Here is an 18,606-nt window from a genome sequence, read left to right on the forward strand (position 1 = left end):
TGATGTTTGCTGATTTAATGGATAAAGAAATTCAACCCAAAAGTATTGATGTTCGTCATCTGCCTGAAATTGAAATTTCTGACGGCTTGAAGAATGAGATACAGGAGGTACTGGAAAAAGAAGAGAGCAATTATGCTCATGTCTTTGGACGAACTGCCGTTGTTCAAACTGACAAAAATTATGTTTTTTTCTCAAATCAGTGGTTATATCTTGCTGTTCTCTGTAAAAAATATGCTGAGGCACTTAAGCCATATGGTGATTTTTTTGATAAAGAAATACGTGGAAAAAAAGACAGATTGAAAATTTTCGCTTCCAAGAATTATGAATCATCGCAGTTTAAGGAACTCATACCGGATGAGACGGATAGAGAAAGAATGATAAAGTTTGTGACCGGTGATCCTCAATTCAGACCTGGAAAATCGCTTATAAACGGAGAAAGTGCAAGGTCGACAAAAGATATTTTCGGCTCGTGTGTTCTGAAGAAAATAGCTGTACCAGACTCATCATCTGCATACTTGGGAAATCTAATCTATTATTTGTCGAAAAGACCGGAGCTGTACAATGCAATAGAAGCGGAAGTACTTAAACAATTGGGGGATACTGAGAATACTTCAAAGTTGCCTTCTGTGGTTAAGGACTGTGCAAAAGCCATAGTTGATAATATATATAAGATCGATCAGTTTGAGAGAATAAGTGAACGCTTTGAAGTGATGGATCAGAATATTAAAATCGATACATCAAATACAGATGGCTTGCTGCCGAATGGAAACTGGTTGCGCTATATGTTTGCAAGGCCATCTTCTGGTATGTATAGTCCGGAATCTTCTGACGGAAAAACAAGGGTATTTGAAAACGAATATGTAATATTTTTCAAGGGGGAAAAACTAAAATGTAAGCTGACCACAGAATGGGTCGGTAGCGAAGTGGTGGAAGGTGCACAAGGTAATAATTATCTACAGGCGTTAATCAAACTTGTCAACAGATACTATTCAGATGTTCTCGAAATAAAAGAGGAATCAGGAGAGTATTACCTGTATTTTTTGAAAAAAGAATTTCTTCTTGAAGAATTGCCAAACTCATTTGATTCTTCTTTTTCAAGAAGATATATCACATCGCTTTTGGCAAAGCCTTTTGTCATTCTGACCGGAAATAGTGGCACAGGAAAGACTCGCATATCCAAACAATTTGCCGAGTATTTGGAGGTCATTGATATAAACGGTGAGAAGAACTGGTTGATTGTACCGGTTGGTGCTGATTGGACAGATAATGCGAGAGTTCTGGGCTTTTACAATCCGTTAGCTGATAATGGTGTCGGGAAATATGAAAAAACAGGAATCATTAAACTTATTGAAAGAGCTAATGATAATCCGGAGATTCCATATTTCTTGATATTAGATGAGATGAATCTAAGCCATGTAGAGAGATACTTCTCAGATTTCTTAAGCCATATGGAGACGCCGGACAATCCTTTTGAAATTGACGGTTACAGAAACAAGGATGATGAAGACGAATCAACAGGAAAATTGCCATATCCTGAGAATTTATTTGTAATCGGTACAGTTAATATTGATGAAACGACATATATGTTTAGCCCGAAAGTACTTGACAGAGCCAATGTTGTAGAATTCAAACCTGATAAAGATGATGTTTTGAATATGTTCAGTTCTGCCAGTCAGGAAATAAAAATTACACCTGCGAAATCAGGTGTTTCAGAAGCTTTTCTTCGTCTTGCAAAAGAGATAAGAAGTGGGAAAAGCAGAGTTGATGAGTGGCAGATGGCAGAGGTACGTAATGTGTTTACAGCAATATATGATATTACGGAGAAGAATGGATATGAATTTGCGTACAGAACTGTGAGAGAGATAAAACAATATATTAGTGCAGCTTATGAGCTTTCTGGTCAGTGGGCTGATGCTGAGATATATCGTGCTATAGATGAGCAGCTTCTGCAGAAAGTACTGCCAAAGATTCATGGAAACAGAAAAGAAATCGGAACTATGCTGGATGAGCTGGAAGCAGTATGTAAGCAAAATGGAAAAGAACTCGAATTAAGTAGAAGAAAGATTGAACAGATGAAAGGAAAGCTTGCCGCTGTCCAGTACGCAAGTTTTATTTAAGCTATGATTGGTGCGATTTGCATAAGACTTAATGAAAAATGCAGAGCAAAATTATATCCTGTGGGTACATATAGCCAAATAGATTGGAATACCGAGTGTTCTACGGAGCTGGGAGATGAATTTGTTGGATATAATTTTATCGATAAATCCGGACAACAGCCGGTTATTAGTATTGCCCAGAGTCTGAATGGTGAATATATTCTTCGTTTAACAGAGACAAAAAGATATGTAGTTAAAATGGAGAACGATGATGGCGTTGAAACAGGTCTGCCTCATTTTCAGAACGAAGGAAATAAGTTCTTAAAATGTGACAAAGACAGGGATTCCGTTACTTTTCAGTTTATAAACTATCTGGGCAGATCTAAAATTCATTTTAATGAAACGGATATGACCCTTCCGTTTGAAGTCATTCCGGATAAAATGAATTATGAAGATGATTATATCAGGCTGACTGAGGCACTTGCTGAGGTGTGTTCAGAGTTATTGCTTGATTATTCAGGATCTACGTCAAACGTGTTCAGACAGTCGGAAGATAGTAAGAAAACCTTGTTGGAGCAGTTCATTTTCCTTCGGAAGTTTTGTTATGGGGAAAACCTTCAGGGGTTAATTGAGGCAATAAAAAGAAATCCTGACAGAGTGTTGGATCAAGAGGAAGAGTTAAAACCTATTGGTAGTGGAATGCCATCAAAAAAATTTTTTCGAAATCCTTTTTCATATAGTAGAGGATGGGTAAATTTAGCTGAACAAAATACAGAAAGGGGAATATATATTCCTCAGATGGTGTCTGTTACCCGTAAATTTGACAGACTGGATACTCCGGCAAATCGTTTTGTAAAGTTTGCATTGCATAAATTTGATTCTATATGTGTTGATCTTGTTCAAGTTCTGGAAGCAGACGGTCAGACTATGCAGGCAGAGTGTATAGAAGAGGCAAAAGCGATTCACAAAATCATTGAAAATATTTTTAGAGATAACTTTTTTGACGAGGTTGGAATTCTGGATATTATGCCTCAAAACAATCAGATACTTCAAAAACGAGAGGGGTATTCTCAGATTTTTGCCGCATATACAATGCTGGATCTGGCACTCCAGCTTGAATGGAAAGGTAAGGATGAAGTCTATGAAGGAGAATCTAAGAATGTAGCCCTTCTTTACGAATACTGGCTTTTCTTTGAATTGTACAAGATTGTCAAATCAATAGAAGGATGTACAGCAGTCAAAACGCAAGAAGATCCGTTTCTTTTGTTGGAAAATGGTATAACGATTTCACTTGAAGAAGGAAAGAAGTCATGCCAGTCGTTTGAAATAAAAAGGCATGGGGTTAAAATAAACCTTTACTACAACAGAACTTTTTCAAGGAAGGAATTCAAGACAACTAAATACGAGGGATCGTATTCGAGACCATTTCGCCCAGACTATACTTTGGCAATCTTTCCGATTTCATTTGGAAAGGGAAAATACAATGGAGAAGAAGAGGCGATTGCCAATGGGGCTGTAAGCTATATCCATTTTGATGCTAAATATCGCATATCAGAGTTAACGTCTCTTATTGGTAATAACAAGGAGTCAGAATTGGATGAAGCTGAGCTTGTTGATGACAAGATAGAATCCGTGGTTAATACATATAAACGTGGCGACCTTCTGAAAATGCACACATATAATGATGCTATACGCCGCACTATAGGTAGTTATGTATTGTATCCGGGATCATATAACATAAATAGTGCAGGTAATGAGACTTTTTGTTTATATGATGAAATTTTGCCGGGTGTAGGAGCCTTTTCGATAAAACCCAGTATAGGTGTTTTGGGTGAAAACGAGCTTAAATCTTTCCTCGTATCACTGATTGAATGCAAGGAAGCCAATAATTCTCGTCTGAACCGTTTGAAGTACTACACGGAAATGATATTAAGTGAACCATCAATGTTTAGAGGGCAGTCCGTGAAATCTGGCAGTGAACCAATGAAAAAGGGTGATATGTATGTGATGGGATATATACGGGCTGATTCAAAAAATGATTATTATTACTTTTTGAAAGAAAATGGTTTTCTGCATACAGGATCAGAATTTCTTTTCTATTTCTATGCCATTAAAGGCAAGGATGTATATTCTCATCACAAAGATATTTTTAGGTCAACTCATTTTAGATTCTATATAAATCAGATACATGAAACCAACACATATATGTTGGAACCAGCGGTTTGCAGGATAGTTTCTAATGAGCTTATATCAAAGAGCGAATTGGTAAATAATCTTCGCAACATGGGGTTTGATACTGATGAAGATAGCCATCATGCAGATTTCTATTATGTTCTGAAAGTGAAAGTAGAAGCCGAAAACTACCAGCGTGAAGAATTTAAAATAACGGTAGTGAACAATCAAAATGGAAATGATACGTTTAGTCCACATTCTCCGAAAGTGATGTTTTATTAAAGAGGTGATTCGCTGTGGCAGATGTTCTTACAAAAGAACAACGAAAAAGGAATATGCAAAGTATCAGATCTAAGGATACAAAAATAGAGATGATCTTAAGGAAGGCACTATGGAGCAGTGGGATAAGATATAGAAAAAACTATTCAAAGGTTCCGGGAAAACCTGATATAGCGATAACCAAGTACAAGATTGCGATCTTTTGTGATAGTGAGTTCTTTCATGGGAAAGACTGGGAACAGCTGAAGCCCCGTTTGCAGAAAGGGGATAATGGGGAATTTTGGGTAAATAAAATAGGTAAAAACCGTGAACATGATGAACAGGTGAATAAGGAGCTTGCTTTTATGGGGTGGACGGTTATCCGGTTTTGGGGGAATGACATTAAGAAAAATACAGGCGAATGTATCAAGGTGATTGAAGAAGCGATTTTTGATATTAAAATCGGAGAAACCGAAGCGAATGATTAAATGAGGGAGATTATCGAAGGTTTTTGATAATCTCCCATCCTTTGCAATTGGAGTAGAGAAGTTTTTGGAATTCTTATCCCCGGATTCTCATGTTATGCTATCTGCATATCAGCTGTGGATTCTGAAAATCCTACAGCCAATCCTAATTGCTTTTGTGTCATATGCTGTTGTTTGCGAAGATATAGTATTTTTTTGCCAACTGTAATCATGATAATAGGACCTCTGGTTGTTTAGACGGATGACGTTCTGCATCAAGTCCAAGAATCTCATCTACATTAAAGGTGACAGTTTTGAGATCTTTTTCATAATCCCGATAATATTCATAATTGCTTTGGAGCGTCTCTTTTCGATTTTCCAGAGCTTCTTTTTTTATTTGTAGCTCCTTAACGGTAGGAAACGTTCCATCTGGGAATTGTCCTTTCAGCCACTCTTTGGATTCTTTGTAAGCTGTCAGTTCCTTTTGATGCTCTTTCCGGAATTCCTTTTTGTTTAATTCTTTTGTCATTTGGTTATAAATTCGCCGATTCGCATAGTAGCTTCCGAGGTGTTTAAGCTGCATGTTTGTAACTTTTAATTCTGCAGATACTGCGTTAAGTGCAGATTTTGCCCTTTGCCCTTTGGAAAGGATTTCGTTGTATTGGTTCTGCAGATCATCTCTCGTATCGTAGCCATGTTCTTGTACATAGACGATGGTTTCTGCCATTTGTTTCAGATTTGTTAGTTTTACCTTATGTGCATAAACTTGGCTTTGCTGTGCTTTCACACAAGTCTGTAAATCTGTAACCAGACGGAGATTTGATCGGATGTATATGATAGCGATTGGATCCGCGTGATAATCATAGTTCGGATCGTAATCCTTTGTTGGTCGGATATCTGGAATCTCTACTACTGCCCTACTGCCATAAATGTTCGATAAGTATTCTTTGCCATAATGAGTGCCAAGAGATCGTTCGCTGATATTCTTTTCTCTTTCCGGAAGATGATAACTGTATCTTCCTCTTTTCTCGATAACAGTGATTTTGTATTTTTCAAAAAGCAGCGATTGGAAATCCTCGAAAGATTTTGAAACTGCAGCAAGTTCATCCACAGCATCTCTTATCTTCTGCTTCTGTGTCTGGAAATTTGTCTGGGTTGGAATATATCCATCCTCGATAATTTGTTTATTTATTTCATCGAGATTCTTCTGTCCCCTGCGCTGTCCCCAATATTCTTCCTGTGTAATTTTCGATGCAGAAGGCGATAGCAAATCAATCTGATGAAGCTTTTCACGCTCACATAGTTCCATTAAAGACTTCTGTAAATGAGTGAGAAATGCTCTTGTCTGATGATGTTTGTAACCGGCTTTGTGATCACATGGTCGCTCCATAAAATCCTCTTCTGCTACCGTTTCTTTCCGAACACTGTTTAGAACAATATGCACATGAATGTTACCGGAGTGATTGTGTCCATCTGTATGAGTTACTACTAATATTTGATGACCAGGAAAGTTTTTTCTGGCAAATTCCAAACCAAGTTGTTGTGCTTTTTCTCCGGTTAGTCCACGTTCTGTTTTATCCAAAGGATCAAAACTTAAGACATAGTGGTGACTCTTGATCTCATCGTATCGGTAGTTCTTGTGATATTTCTTATTTACCATTTCACATTCTTTTTCAAAAAACATAGGTTCGCAGTTTATGCCATCGATGTAATATTCATCTCTAAGCTGTTTCCGACCTTGTTCATCCAAGATCGGTTTCATCGTGTACTCATCATGCTGAAAGAGCAGATAGTCCAGTGCATCTCCATAGTTCATATTCTTACTTGTCTTGTGTTTCAATATCGCCATAATAATCACCTGCCACTTCCATTACCTGTCGCCTTAAATCAAAAAGTTTGTCGATACACTCATGAACTCTATCCTGTAGAATCATAGACCGAACACCACCTTGATTCAGATGCTTTGCAATTTGATTCAAATTGGAACCAATCTTGCCAATCTCTGCGTTCAATTTCTTAAGCTGCTCATTATCCGCAACGACTTCATATTTGTAAATCATTGGCTTTTCCAAAATGAGATTTCGAAGATATTCTACTCTTGAGATGTTTAAGGCTTCAGCTGATTGCTCTAAACATGCCAACTCAATATCCGTAAGCTTTAATGTTATGTAGTTTTTATGTTTTAATTTCTCTTCCTTTTTGGGTCTTGCCAAATATATTCACTCTCCTTTTTTCGGGTGGGTAAAAAAGAAATACAGATTTTCGTCACTTTGTGTCTTGCGGCTATATCCTGCAGAGAAAAAGTGCTGCAACCTCTGTTGCCAATCATCCATATGCGAGTAGTATTGCAAAACTGATGATTTTCCGAGGGTATGGGGAACGGAATCCCTATCAAGTATGCCGAAAAAGGATGACCCAAAATCCATGAAATGGAGTTTTGGGAATCCATAGGCGTATCTTGCTTTAGAAAAAAATCCCCTTATATATACGGAAAGAGAGAAAGCCTTATACAACGTGAAAAAATCAACATGGTAGAAAACAGGTATCAATGCTATAATTACAAACAAGATAGAAAGCATAGGTGATATTTTATGAAAATTAAAAGAAAATCTACTGTTTTAATTATCGGTGGATCAGATGGTTAGACAAGTATCTTTATCACAGCTTAAATAGATTAGCACCGACACTGATGCTGGCAGAGAAATTATAGGAGTTACTAGGAAGAAAGGAGACTGATTGCATTATCTTTGATAGTTGCAATAGCGTAATAGAATGATAAAATATCCATTAAATGTTACAATAGATACTAATGTATTCGAAGCAAATAAATTTGACTTTGGTGCAGATAGTACGATGAGTCTACTTGTTAAAAATGTTCAAAATGGCAAAATCAAGCTCGTACTAAGCAATATTGTAATAAGCGAAGTAGAAAAACATATATGCCGATGCGTTGACAACATATGCGGAAAAGCAAGAAAGTTAAGAAAAGAATATCTGGATATACTTCCAGAACAGTACTTAGCTGATATTGGAATGGGGATATATGTTCAAATTCCTGATAAGAAAACTATTCATCAAAGTGCAAAAGATGTATTTGCACAGTTTTTGGAAGATTGCAAAGTTGAAAGACTTGATACGGGTAGTATAAACCTTGAAGAAATTCTAGAAGATTATTTTGCTGTTCGTCCACCTTTTGAAAATAGTGAGAAAAAGAGAAAAGAATTTCCTGATGCATTTATTGCTGAAGAGATTAGAAAACGCTTCGGTAGTGATGAGATTGTAGCAATCGTTAGTCAGGATAACGGTTTCAAAAAAGCGTGTACCTACAGTAAAAACCACCTATTCTTTTCTTCTTTGGGAGAACTTTTTAATACGTTAAGCAAAAATGAAGAAGAATACACTGCTGCACTCGAACTAATAAAGAGTAATAATGAGCCTATCATCCAGACAATTAAAGGAATGATTGATGATAGCTGCGTTGAAGTTCATGGATTATCATATGATCGAGATGGTATTTCTGATGGGTATGATTATGATGAGACATATTTAGAGCATTGTTATCTTTCAGGTATGACGATTCATACAATAGATGATATAGATGGAGATATTATTACAGCATCCTTATGGATTCATGGAAATATAGATGTGAATTGTTACTTTAAAGATTTTGACAATGCTCCCTGGGATTCCGAGGACAAAGAATATGTTTTTGTTGAGTTAAGACACATTTTAGAAAAGCATAATGCAAGATTTGCTTGTAGAATTGAACTAAATAGCAAAACAGAAGAAATAAGAGTGTTGCCTTTCAAAATTGTGTTAGGAGGAGAATCAAGAAGAAGTAGAGTTGAAATTAACGATGAGCAAGAAGCTTTTTACAGAGAACTTGAAGATGCAGATAGGGAAGAACTGGGATTTTTACCATTATCGCAATATAGTGATATGTTAGAAGATGATTTGAATGAATCGAGTATGGCGCAAGCACTATTTAAATTATTTGATCAGTATAATGATATTTCATCAAGTTATGAAGAATTATCAATTCTGTATGATGAAATTTGTACGCAAGCAAAGAGTATGATGGAAGAGGATGATACTAAAGCATTTATTACTGCCCTTTCATTTGAAAAAAATATTCCAATTACTTTTACTGAAAAAGATAATAACAAATTGCTGGATGAAATTAGAGAATGGTTGGATGATAAATATGATATGGTATCCGAAAGAATGGAGCGAAATCTTCCTGACTGTATTGAGTATGGGGAAAACATAAGCATTTTAGGAACAAAATGTAGAGTTTATACTTTGTCCTTTGGTGATCTTTATGGAACACCAGAAGCTGGTTCAGAAGAACAGATAGAAATTACTCTGTTATCGGACAAAGAAATACTTGCAAGAGGCTATGTCAAACTTACAGTTGGTTATCTTGATTTTGACGAAGATGGTGGAGCAGCAGATGGAATTGAGGATAGTATTGATTATGAAGTGGACGATGTTTTGGATGCGCTAAAAGACTTGATCTCAGATTTAAAAGAGGAACTTGTTAATGAACAGAAACTTGCGAATTCTTTTAAGAATTGCTTGACGCAGAAATAGAGTAATCAATCTGAATTATAAACCAAAGATTCAAAGATGGTTTTTCATCATTATTGATTGGGATAATTCTGATTGACAAAGGCCACTTCAATATAAATAACCAATTAACAAAATAAGTTTTAGAAAATGCCTTCGTATGATTCACTTCATACGGAGGTTTTCTTTTTGCCATTTTCTTATTTTGACAAATATTTACTAAGACATGTTGTATAAGCCTCCTTTCGGATTGGGATATATAGAGGAGTAAGTACTCTCCTTCTATATGAAAGAAAGAGGTAATAAACAATGTCAGAAAAACGATGTTATACAGTGAAAGATTTACAGGAGATTTTAGGAGTGAGCAGACCGTCTGTTTATGATCTTTTGAAGAAGAATGAATTTCGTTGGATCTTAGTTGGGGGCAAATACAGAATTTCCAAGAAGAGTTTTGATGCCTGGCTTGATGAAAATGAAGAATCTGAGTAAAGCTCTCTTTGTGGTCGAAATGATTTTACCATCATTGACAGACTAAAATTATTTCGCAAAATGCGATATATTACATGAAACAGAAAGGGGGATTCGGCTTGTGATCAGTGAACAGAAGGACGCAGAATTTCATAAAGTTGCAAATGAGATTGCAAAGAATAATCCTTATCAAAGAAAAGAATCAGAAGAACGAACAATGATGACGGTCCATGAAATGGGTGATCTGCTTGGAATAAAGAAGACGGATCGCTACTGGCTGCTTCATAAAGGATTTTTCAAAACAAAAGTTGTATTAGGAAAGACTTGGGTTGATATTGCTAGCTTTGAGAAATGGTATGACAATCAGGTGAAATACAAAAAAGTAAATGGCGAAGAACCGGGGAAAGAATTGAAAGCATGGTCTTATTCTCCACAGGAGTTAGCACAGGAACTTGGTGTCACAGACAGTGTCTTATACGACATCTTAAAACGTGAAAATATTGAAACTGTTATGGTGGATTATTGGAAGCGTATTCCCAAAGAAGCATTTGATAAATGGTATGCCAGCCAGTCACGTTACCGAACCAGAGCTGATCGTGAAAAAGATTTGGCTGCAGAAGCTGCAACAATTACGATGCCGGAAATGGCTCGGTTACTTGGGACTACACGAAGTACTGTTTATTCCATTTTAAATAATCCCAATTATAAAGAGTTCTTTGATTTTGTGGTAATTGCGGATAAGAAAAGAATTACAAAAGAAAGCTTTCAGAGATTTTTAGACGGACAGGATCGATATCACTTGGATGCTCGCATTGAATATTCAGAAGTTGCCGCAGAAGAAAACATGGCACTGGCAGATTTCAGAAGAAAGAAACTTTTTAAGTCCGGTGTTCGCAGAGGAAATGGGAATAAAAACTATTTGACCAGAGCAGAAGCTGCTATGCTTGCAAAAGTGTCAAAGCCAACCATTGATTATTGGGCAAATAAAGGGCATTACACTATTTTAAAAATTGGAGAGTTGGTCCGAATACCCAGAGCAGAATTTGAAGACTGGTTAAATTACAGAGAGAATATGGAGGCGAATTAATACATGGCATCAATTAAAAAAAGAGGAAATAAGTTTTGTGTGATCTACCATTACAATGACAGTGAGGGGAAACGCAGACAGAAATGGGAAACATATGACACGAAGGCAGAGGCAAAGAAAAGAGCGAAAGAGATTGAATACCGAGCTGAGATGGGAATCATATCTGTTCCAAAATGCAAGCTGCTCAAAGAACTGATTGAGGAGTATATCTTATTATATGGAAAGGATAAATGGGCACTTTCTACATATGAAGGGAATGTAGGTCTAATTCGGAATTATATCATCCCTATTATTGGAGATACGAAACTGTCAGAGATCAATACCCGGTTCATAGAGAAATATTATCAAACACTGCTGAAAACACCTGCAGTAATCAATCCGATCTTTGGAAAAAGATTAAATGAAACGGTAGGCACAAGTACTATTCGAGATATCCATAAGCTTCTTCGCAGTGCTTTTGATCAAGCTGTAAAATGGGAGCTTATGGAAAAGAATCCCTGTATCCATGCGACAGTTCCAAAGCATAAAGCAAAGAAAAGAGAAATCTGGACAGCAGAACAATTAATGTACGCAATCGAAGTATGTGATGATGAATTCACAAAACTTGCATTGAATTTGGCATTTGCCGGGTCACTTCGTATTGGTGAACTGCTGGGGCTTACATGGGATTGTGTAGATATTTCCCCGGAAGCTATTGAAGAAGGCAGATCCTACATATATGTGAATAAGGAATTGCAGCGTGTTTCAAAAGAAGCTGTTAAGGAATTAGATGGAAAAGATGTGTTATTGATTTTTCCGGAAGAAAGCAAACGTTGCAAAACAGTTCGTATCTTAAAAACACCAAAAACTGATAGTAGCGTAAGAAAAATCTTCTTACCAAAGAGTGTGGCAATGATGCTGATAGACTGGAAAAACTCTCAGAAGGAAATCAAAGAAGTTCTGGGGGAAGAATATCAGGATTATGGACTGATCATGGCAACTTCTTATGGACTTCCTGTCAGTGGATCTTTTGTGAGAAAGGGATTAAAAAAGCTGATTGAAGAACATGATCTTCCCCCTGTTGTGTTTCACAGTATAAGACATACCAGTGTTACTTACAAATTGAAACTCAATGGTGGAGATATCAAAGCAGTTCAGGGTGATTCCGGTCATGCCCAGGTCAATATGATTACTGATGTTTACTCTCATATTATAGATGATGACAGAAGAAGAAATGCGGAATTGTTTGAAGATGCTTTCTATAATAAGAAGAACTTAGATCCACAGATCCATGAAGCGCCCGCTGGTAATACAGTGCAGGTGCCGGAAGGGGTGGATGCAGAGCTGCTTTCAAAAGTATTATCTAATCCTGAAATGGCTGCTCTTCTATCCTCTCTTGCAAAGAGTCTGCAGAAATAGTTGTGGACGAAAGTTCTTAACAAATTAGTATTCTTGTAGTATAATAAATTTGTAAAAAGAATGATTCGAAAAATTGAATATTGTTTCACCATTTCCGTTTTGTCAGAGGTTTCCGGTGATCGATATTTATGCCTTCGAACTTTCTCGTGAACATTCCCCAAATGGTGGCAAATGCCAAAGGTTTGCTAACAAAAAGGGGTGTACAGCTAATAACAAAGAATAACAAGGATTGTCTCGGACGGGATTCGGAACCGAAAAAAGCCTTGATTTTACTTGACTTGGGAGCACTTCGCTTAACTGTGTTTGACACCGTGGCGTGGTGCTCCTAAGCGCTAGCTGTGGGTTCGATTCCCGCAGGGGACGGTTACAAATAAAGCGGTAATGATTAGCAGAAAATGCTATGTCATGAACCGCTTTTTTGTTTTCAATGAGATGAAAAAAAGCAGGTCGGGAATGAATTTCCAGCTAATTAGAAGTGGTTTTCGTTAGCTGGCAGCTAATCAAAAATACTGTTTTGCAAACAGGAAAAAATACGATTCCTGCTAACATCGGGGTTCGGTCTTGTTGCAACCTCAGATTGGGGATGTAAAACAGTGTAAAAAAGGGTAAAATCCTTTATGGAGTAAACACTCTGCTAATTTTGGTTAGCTGAAACAATAGAATATTTCATTAGCTACAGCTAAGTCAAAGAAACCTCCACTGGAGCTTCCTTTGACATGCTAAGGCATGGCAAGCGAGATGCTCGTTTGGATCAGATTCAATAAAAAAGAATCTAATCTGAACGGGCTTTTTTGTTTGGATTACAGGAAAAGGAGGAGTTGAATGGCAGAAAAAGAAGCAGCCACTCAGTTTGATGATGAACAGATAATTGAAATTGAGATTGAAAGGCTCAGATCTTTTAAAGATCATCCATTCAAGGTTGAAGATGATAAGGATATGCATCTTCTGAAAGACAGCATAAAGAAATATGGTGTTTTAAATCCGCTGATTGTCAGACCTGTACCAGATGGTGTGTATGAAATCATTTCAGGTCACAGAAGAAAATATGCGGCACAGCAGCTTAGATATCGGAAAGTGCCTGTGATCATTCGGGTTATGAACGATGAGGAGGCCATTATAAAAATGGTGGATTCTAATCTTCAAAGGGAACGGATCAGTTACAGTGAGAAAGCTTTTGCTTACAAAATGAAGAATGATGCTATGAAAAGAACTGCAGGAAGACCCCGTAGCCAAATCGACCACAATTTAAAAGGTAAAAGAACAGTGGAAATCATAGCAGAAGAAACAGGTGAAAGTCCAAAGCAAGTGCAAAGATATATTACTCTTACGAACCTGATCCCGGAGCTTTTACAACAATTAGATGATGATCTTATTTCCTTCAATCCGGCAGTTGAACTGGCAGCATTAAAGGAAAAAGAACAAAAACAGTTGATCGAAGCTATGGATTATGCTCAGTCAGTGCCCTCTCTTTCTCAGGCACAGCGAATAAAAAAATTGAGTAAAGATGGAAAGCTGACTTTAGAAAAGATGCAGGAAATTCTTAGTGAAATAAAAAAAGGAGAAATAACCAGAGTCACATTTACAAATGAACAGCTTCACAGATACTTTCCCAACAACTATACACCGGAAATGATGAAGCGTGAAATCGTAGCAATCTTAAAAATATGGATGGAACAATACTGGGATAAATAAGAAACGGAGGAATGAAGAATGTGTAAAGTAATTGCTGTTACAAATCAGAAAGGCGGAGTCGGAAAGACCACGACAACCGTAAATTTAGGGATTGGTCTCGCAAAAGAAGGGAAAAAAGTGCTGTTGATTGATGCAGATCCGCAGGGAAGTCTGACTGCCAGTCTTGGATATGTGGAACCGGATGATATTGGTATTACGCTGGCAACCATCATGCTGGCGGTAATTAATGAGGAAGAAATACAACCGGATGACGGAATTCTTCATCATGAGGAAAATGTAGATCTGTTACCGGCAAACATTGAACTATCAGCTTTGGAAGTGACACTGGGAAATGTAATGAGCAGAGAAATGATCATGAAGGACTATATCGAAATGATGAGAGAACGATACGATTATATTCTGATCGATTGTATGCCCAGCCTGGGAATGATGACGATCAATGCATTGGTTGCTTCGGATGCGGTTCTGATTCCGGTACAGGCAGCATATCTGCCGGTGAAAGGTCTCCAACAGCTGATCAAAACAATTTCCATGGTAAAGAAGAGACTGAACCGGAAATTGAAGATCATGGGAATTCTTCTGACTATGGTAGATTTCAGAACAAATTACGCAAAAGATATTTCAACCATGCTCCACGTTACCTACGGTTCAAAGATCACGATTTTTGAAAATGTAATACCGTTATCGGTAAAAGCGGCAGAAACAAGTGCAGAGGGAATCAGCATTTATGCCCACTGTCCTAAAAGTAAAGTATCCAATGCTTATAAGAATCTGACACAGGAGGTTTTAGAAAATGAAAAATAGAAGCGGCGAGAAAATTAAATTAACAAGCATCGACGAATTATTGGGTGTTGTAAATGAAGAATCAGCTATGGAGATTGAAATTGATAAAATAAAGCCCTTTGCAGGTCATCCATTTAAAGTAATTGATGATGAGAAAATGCAGGATCTCATAGAAAGCATCAGTGAATCAGGAGTTTTGACCCCGGTTCTGATCCGTCCGGATCAAAATGATGGATATGAAATGATCTCCGGCCATCGTCGGATGCATGCGGCACAGAAAGCAGGGTTAATAACAATACCGGCAATCGTCAGAGATATGACGGACGATGAAGCAGTGATTGCTATGGTAGATGCCAATATCCAGAGGGAGGAACTGCTTCCAAGTGAAAAGGCATTTGCTTATAAAATGAAAATGGAAGCAATGAAAAGGCAAGGGGCTCGAAATGATTTAACTTCTCGCCAAAATGGCACGAAGTTTAGAACAGATGTTGCGATAGCTGAGCAAACAGGAGAAAGTGCAAGAAATGTACAGCGTTTTATCCGCTTGACAGAACTTATCCCAGATTTACTTGAATTGGTAGATAAGAAACGTCTGAACTTTACAATTGCTGTTGATATCTCATATATTCCGCAGGATGTACAGAAATGGATTTATGAATATATCTGTGACAATGGCTTTATCAAACCAAATCAGATTGCTGCTTTAAGAAATTATCTTGGACAAGGACCGGTTACCCAGAGTCTGATGATCAGTATTCTGAACAGCCATATTCCGGTAAAGGCTCCTGCAAGAAAGGTAACGTTGAACGAAAAGAAGCTGACGAGATATTTCCCGAAAAATTATACATCGGAAGACATGGAGAAAGTGATTGAATCATTATTGGAAAAATGGAAACAGGAACAGGAGGTAATGTGATGGATATTAAATATATGTATGGAAACCAGGCGGATCAGTATTCTTTTATACATATTCCAAAGATGCTGGTTACTGAAAAAATATTTACGGGAATTACCCTTCATGCAAAAGTTCTCTATGGTCTTCTTTTAGACCGTATGGGAATGGCGGTAAAGAATAAGTGGGTTGATGAAAGAAACCGGATGTATGTAGTTTATCCGATTCAGGAAATCCAGAAAGATATGGGTGTAACCAGAAAAAAAGCAAGGGAATGTTTGGCGGAGCTTGAAAATGCCGGACTCATAGAAAAGCAATTTAGAGGCATGGGACTGCCGAGTATTTATTACGTAAAAGACTTTGCGGTAGCGTGAGTAAGAAGTGTACATTACGGAACTACTACCGCAGGAAAGGAGAAAATATGGATCAGAAATTGACATTTCGATATTTTTACGGGAATGAAGCTGATCAGTACAGCTTCTACCGGATACCAAAACTTTTATTCAAAAATGAATATTTTAAAAAACTGAGCAGTGATGCAAAGATCTTATACGGTCTGATGCTGGATAGAATGTCTTTGTCCATCAAAAATCAGTGGTTTGATGAACAGAACCGGGCATACATCTATTTTTCCATTGAAGATATCATGGAACTGCTGAACTGTGGAAGGAATAAAGCTGTAAAATCGCTGCAAGAACTGGATGATGAGAATGGAATCGGTTTGATTGAAAAGCGCAGGCAGGGATTTGGAAAAGCAAACATCATATATGTAAAAAGCTTCATGGTCTATGAGGAACAGGCGGAACAATCAGCAGAGGAAGCACAGAAGTTTACAAAACAAACCAATGTTGATACTCTGGAAGATGCAGAAGTTTATAAAACAAACTCCATGAAGTCCCAAAAACAAACTTCAAGAAGTCCTGAAAATAAACTTCAAGAAGTTTGCAATTCAAACTCTAATTATAATAATACTAGCGATATTAAAGAGAGTAAGAATAAATCTGATCAAATCATATCCGATAGACAGAGATCAGATGTTGATGTGATGAATACGGTATCCGCTTATCAGGATCTCATCAAGGAAAACATAGATTATGAGTCATTACTTATTGCGCATCAGTATGACGAAGCATTGATTCAGGGCATTTATGAGCTTATTTTGGAAACAGTTCTGTGCAGTAGCGAAAAGATCCTGATTGCAAGCAACTGGTATCCAGCGGAGCTGGTACGCAGTAAATTTTTAAAACTGAATTATTCCCACATTGAGTATGTTTTGGATTGTTTTAAGCGGAACACATCAAAAGTGAAGAATATCAAGAAATATATGCTTGCTGCATTGTTCAATGCCCCAACAACAATTGACGGGTATTACAAAGCGGAAGTAAACCATGATATGCCCCAGTTCGCTGTTTGACTGAGAGGAGGAGACATATGTTTTGTTTAAAGCTTATTGGAAAAATATTATTGTTGCCGGTATGGCTTGTTTTGTTGGTTGTAGGAATCCCCGTTAAGCTGATCGTAAATATGATTTCAATTGCTAAATCATTTGTAGTGCTTGGACTGGTAGCTTTGGCAATAGGAACGATTATCTGTTACCAGGATTGGGTGCAGGTTGTATTTTTGTTCTGTCTGATCGTTTCAGCATTTCTGGTTTTCTATATAAGTGTATTTATAGATGCTGCGATTGATCTGGCCCGGGAAAAATTAGTGAGAATATTGTTAGCATAGAGGAGGAGAAGAACCATGATTAAAGAAAATGATTATATCCAATTACCACCGCTTCGTAGAGATACGGATTTGAAAGTGGTTATGGCATTGTGGGAATATGTAAAGATGCCAGAAAAATCCAGGCAAAAGGTCTTAGCATTTTTAGATGAATCAGAAAAGAATAATCCAAGTGGGGAGCTTCCCCCACTTGATTATCTGCAATCACTTCTTGTTGAAGATATCAATGATTTTGATAAAGTTATGGGAAAGATTATTAGTGACATTATTGTAGAAGCATGTGATCTGGCTTGTTGGGTATATGTCTGTAAGTTTATAGAAGGATTGTCATTGGAACAGATTGTGGAGCAGAATAGAAGCGCAGAACAGTTTATTGCTGCTCTATTCTCTATGTTTGATAAATACATAGATATTCCTGATAACGATAGTAATAATATCAGACCATCATGAGTAAATTGATGCAGAACTGGGAATAAATATGATATACTAATGTAGTTCCTTATTTTTTTACCTGTATACTTCGTTATACCTAAGTATTTTGCATTGGAATATACAATCTGATAAGTTTCCTTAATTATAAGTACAATAAGGGTATCATATCGGAAATGAGGTGTAGAATACTTGCAAGCTGAGAACTATATTATTGCCAGGATTGAGCAGTTGTGTGAAAAAAAGAAATTTAGTAGGTACAGACTCGCTCAGAAATCTGGAATTGCCCAGTCATCTATTTCTACATTGCTTAACAGGAAGAGTGTTCCAACGATTCAGACTCTTGAGAAAATATGTGAGGGATTTGATATCACCCTTGCACAGTTTTTTGCTGGTGATGAAGAAATTCCTGATTTAACAGCAGATCAGAAACAGCTGCTTTCTGACTGGAATGCGATGGATGAACATCAAAAAGAGCTGGTAAAAGCGTATATACAGGGCATTATTAGAAAATAAGGACGTCTGTGCTGAGGGATGGCATAGTACGTCCTTATTTCAGCTTCGGGGGTTTTT

General features: G+C 37.2%; 17 protein-coding genes. 15 read left to right on the forward strand and 2 right to left on the reverse strand.

The window, feature by feature from the left end:
- Nucleotides 1–2: 2 nt before the first annotated feature.
- From ABE613_RS02000 to ABE613_RS02010, 3 genes are read left to right on the forward strand one after another with little or no spacing between them, the layout of a single operon-like run.
- Nucleotides 3–2,117: an McrB family protein gene (locus ABE613_RS02000; protein ID WP_347375490.1), complete on the forward strand. Its 2,115-nt coding sequence runs from the start codon at nucleotides 3–5 to the stop codon at nucleotides 2,115–2,117.
- Between the two features lie 3 nt (nucleotides 2,118–2,120).
- Entirely contained in the window at nucleotides 2,121–4,550 is a 2,430-nt protein-coding gene (locus ABE613_RS02005; RefSeq protein WP_347375491.1) for a DUF2357 domain-containing protein, read from the forward strand.
- A 14-nt stretch (nucleotides 4,551–4,564) separates the two neighbouring features.
- Complete coding sequence (locus tag ABE613_RS02010; RefSeq protein ID WP_347375492.1) at nucleotides 4,565–5,014, forward strand: very short patch repair endonuclease; 450 nt, start codon at nucleotides 4,565–4,567, stop codon at nucleotides 5,012–5,014.
- 205 nt (nucleotides 5,015–5,219) lie between these two features.
- Here the strand turns inward: ABE613_RS02010 and ABE613_RS02015 are convergent, their stop codons facing one another.
- Both ABE613_RS02015 and ABE613_RS02020 read right to left on the reverse strand, forming a co-directional pair.
- Nucleotides 5,220–6,839: a relaxase/mobilization nuclease domain-containing protein gene (locus tag ABE613_RS02015; protein WP_347375493.1), complete on the reverse strand. Its 1,620-nt coding sequence runs from the start codon at nucleotides 6,837–6,839 to the stop codon at nucleotides 5,220–5,222.
- Entirely contained in the window at nucleotides 6,811–7,203 is a 393-nt protein-coding gene (locus tag ABE613_RS02020) for a plasmid mobilization protein (RefSeq protein ID WP_347375494.1), read from the reverse strand. Before ABE613_RS02020 ends, ABE613_RS02015 begins: the two co-directional genes overlap by 29 nt.
- A 559-nt stretch (nucleotides 7,204–7,762) precedes the next feature.
- Between ABE613_RS02020 and ABE613_RS02025 the strand changes: the two genes are divergently transcribed.
- From ABE613_RS02025 to ABE613_RS02080, 12 genes are all read left to right on the forward strand, one after another.
- A complete protein-coding gene (locus ABE613_RS02025; protein ID WP_347375495.1) occupies nucleotides 7,763–9,583 on the forward strand; it encodes a PIN domain-containing protein in 1,821 nt (606 codons plus the stop codon).
- A gap of 285 nt (nucleotides 9,584–9,868) precedes the next feature.
- Nucleotides 9,869–10,048: a helix-turn-helix domain-containing protein gene (locus ABE613_RS02030; protein WP_297872936.1), complete on the forward strand. Its 180-nt coding sequence runs from the start codon at nucleotides 9,869–9,871 to the stop codon at nucleotides 10,046–10,048.
- A gap of 100 nt (nucleotides 10,049–10,148) precedes the next feature.
- On the forward strand, nucleotides 10,149–11,114 hold the full coding sequence (locus ABE613_RS02035) for an excisionase family DNA-binding protein (protein WP_347375496.1): 966 nt from the start codon (nucleotides 10,149–10,151) through the stop codon (nucleotides 11,112–11,114).
- Between the two features lie 3 nt (nucleotides 11,115–11,117).
- The gene (locus ABE613_RS02040; protein ID WP_347375497.1) at nucleotides 11,118–12,512 is read left to right on the forward strand and encodes a tyrosine-type recombinase/integrase; all 1,395 of its coding nucleotides are present in this window, start codon (nucleotides 11,118–11,120) and stop codon (nucleotides 12,510–12,512) included.
- An 822-nt stretch (nucleotides 12,513–13,334) separates the two neighbouring features.
- On the forward strand, nucleotides 13,335–14,204 hold the full coding sequence (locus tag ABE613_RS02045) for a ParB/RepB/Spo0J family partition protein (RefSeq protein ID WP_347375498.1): 870 nt from the start codon (nucleotides 13,335–13,337) through the stop codon (nucleotides 14,202–14,204).
- An 18-nt stretch (nucleotides 14,205–14,222) separates the two neighbouring features.
- A complete protein-coding gene (locus tag ABE613_RS02050; RefSeq protein ID WP_347375499.1) occupies nucleotides 14,223–15,008 on the forward strand; it encodes a ParA family protein in 786 nt (261 codons plus the stop codon).
- Nucleotides 14,998–15,903 (forward strand): ParB/RepB/Spo0J family partition protein, encoded by a 906-nt coding sequence (locus tag ABE613_RS02055; RefSeq protein WP_347375500.1) that lies wholly within the window; start codon nucleotides 14,998–15,000, stop codon nucleotides 15,901–15,903. The genes ABE613_RS02050 and ABE613_RS02055 overlap by 11 nt, the downstream gene beginning before the upstream one ends.
- Entirely contained in the window at nucleotides 15,903–16,253 is a 351-nt protein-coding gene (locus ABE613_RS02060) for a replication initiator protein A (RefSeq protein WP_347375501.1), read from the forward strand. Before ABE613_RS02055 ends, ABE613_RS02060 begins: the two co-directional genes overlap by 1 nt.
- A gap of 47 nt (nucleotides 16,254–16,300) precedes the next feature.
- Nucleotides 16,301–17,293 carry a DUF6017 domain-containing protein gene (locus tag ABE613_RS02065; protein WP_347375502.1) on the forward strand — a complete coding sequence of 331 codons (993 nt, stop codon included), beginning with the start codon at nucleotides 16,301–16,303 and terminating at the stop codon, nucleotides 17,291–17,293.
- A 17-nt stretch (nucleotides 17,294–17,310) separates the two neighbouring features.
- Nucleotides 17,311–17,607, forward strand: coding sequence for a hypothetical protein (locus tag ABE613_RS02070; protein WP_347375503.1), 297 nt, complete (start codon nucleotides 17,311–17,313; stop codon nucleotides 17,605–17,607).
- 15 nt (nucleotides 17,608–17,622) lie between these two features.
- Nucleotides 17,623–18,054, forward strand: coding sequence for a hypothetical protein (locus ABE613_RS02075; protein WP_347375504.1), 432 nt, complete (start codon nucleotides 17,623–17,625; stop codon nucleotides 18,052–18,054).
- 171 nt (nucleotides 18,055–18,225) lie between these two features.
- The gene (locus tag ABE613_RS02080; protein WP_347375505.1) at nucleotides 18,226–18,549 is read left to right on the forward strand and encodes a helix-turn-helix domain-containing protein; all 324 of its coding nucleotides are present in this window, start codon (nucleotides 18,226–18,228) and stop codon (nucleotides 18,547–18,549) included.
- Nucleotides 18,550–18,606: the final 57 nt, after the last annotated feature.

Source organism: Dorea chungnamensis (genome assembly GCF_039832125.1).
Taxonomy (GTDB): Bacteria; Bacillota; Clostridia; order Lachnospirales; family Lachnospiraceae; genus JAFBIX01.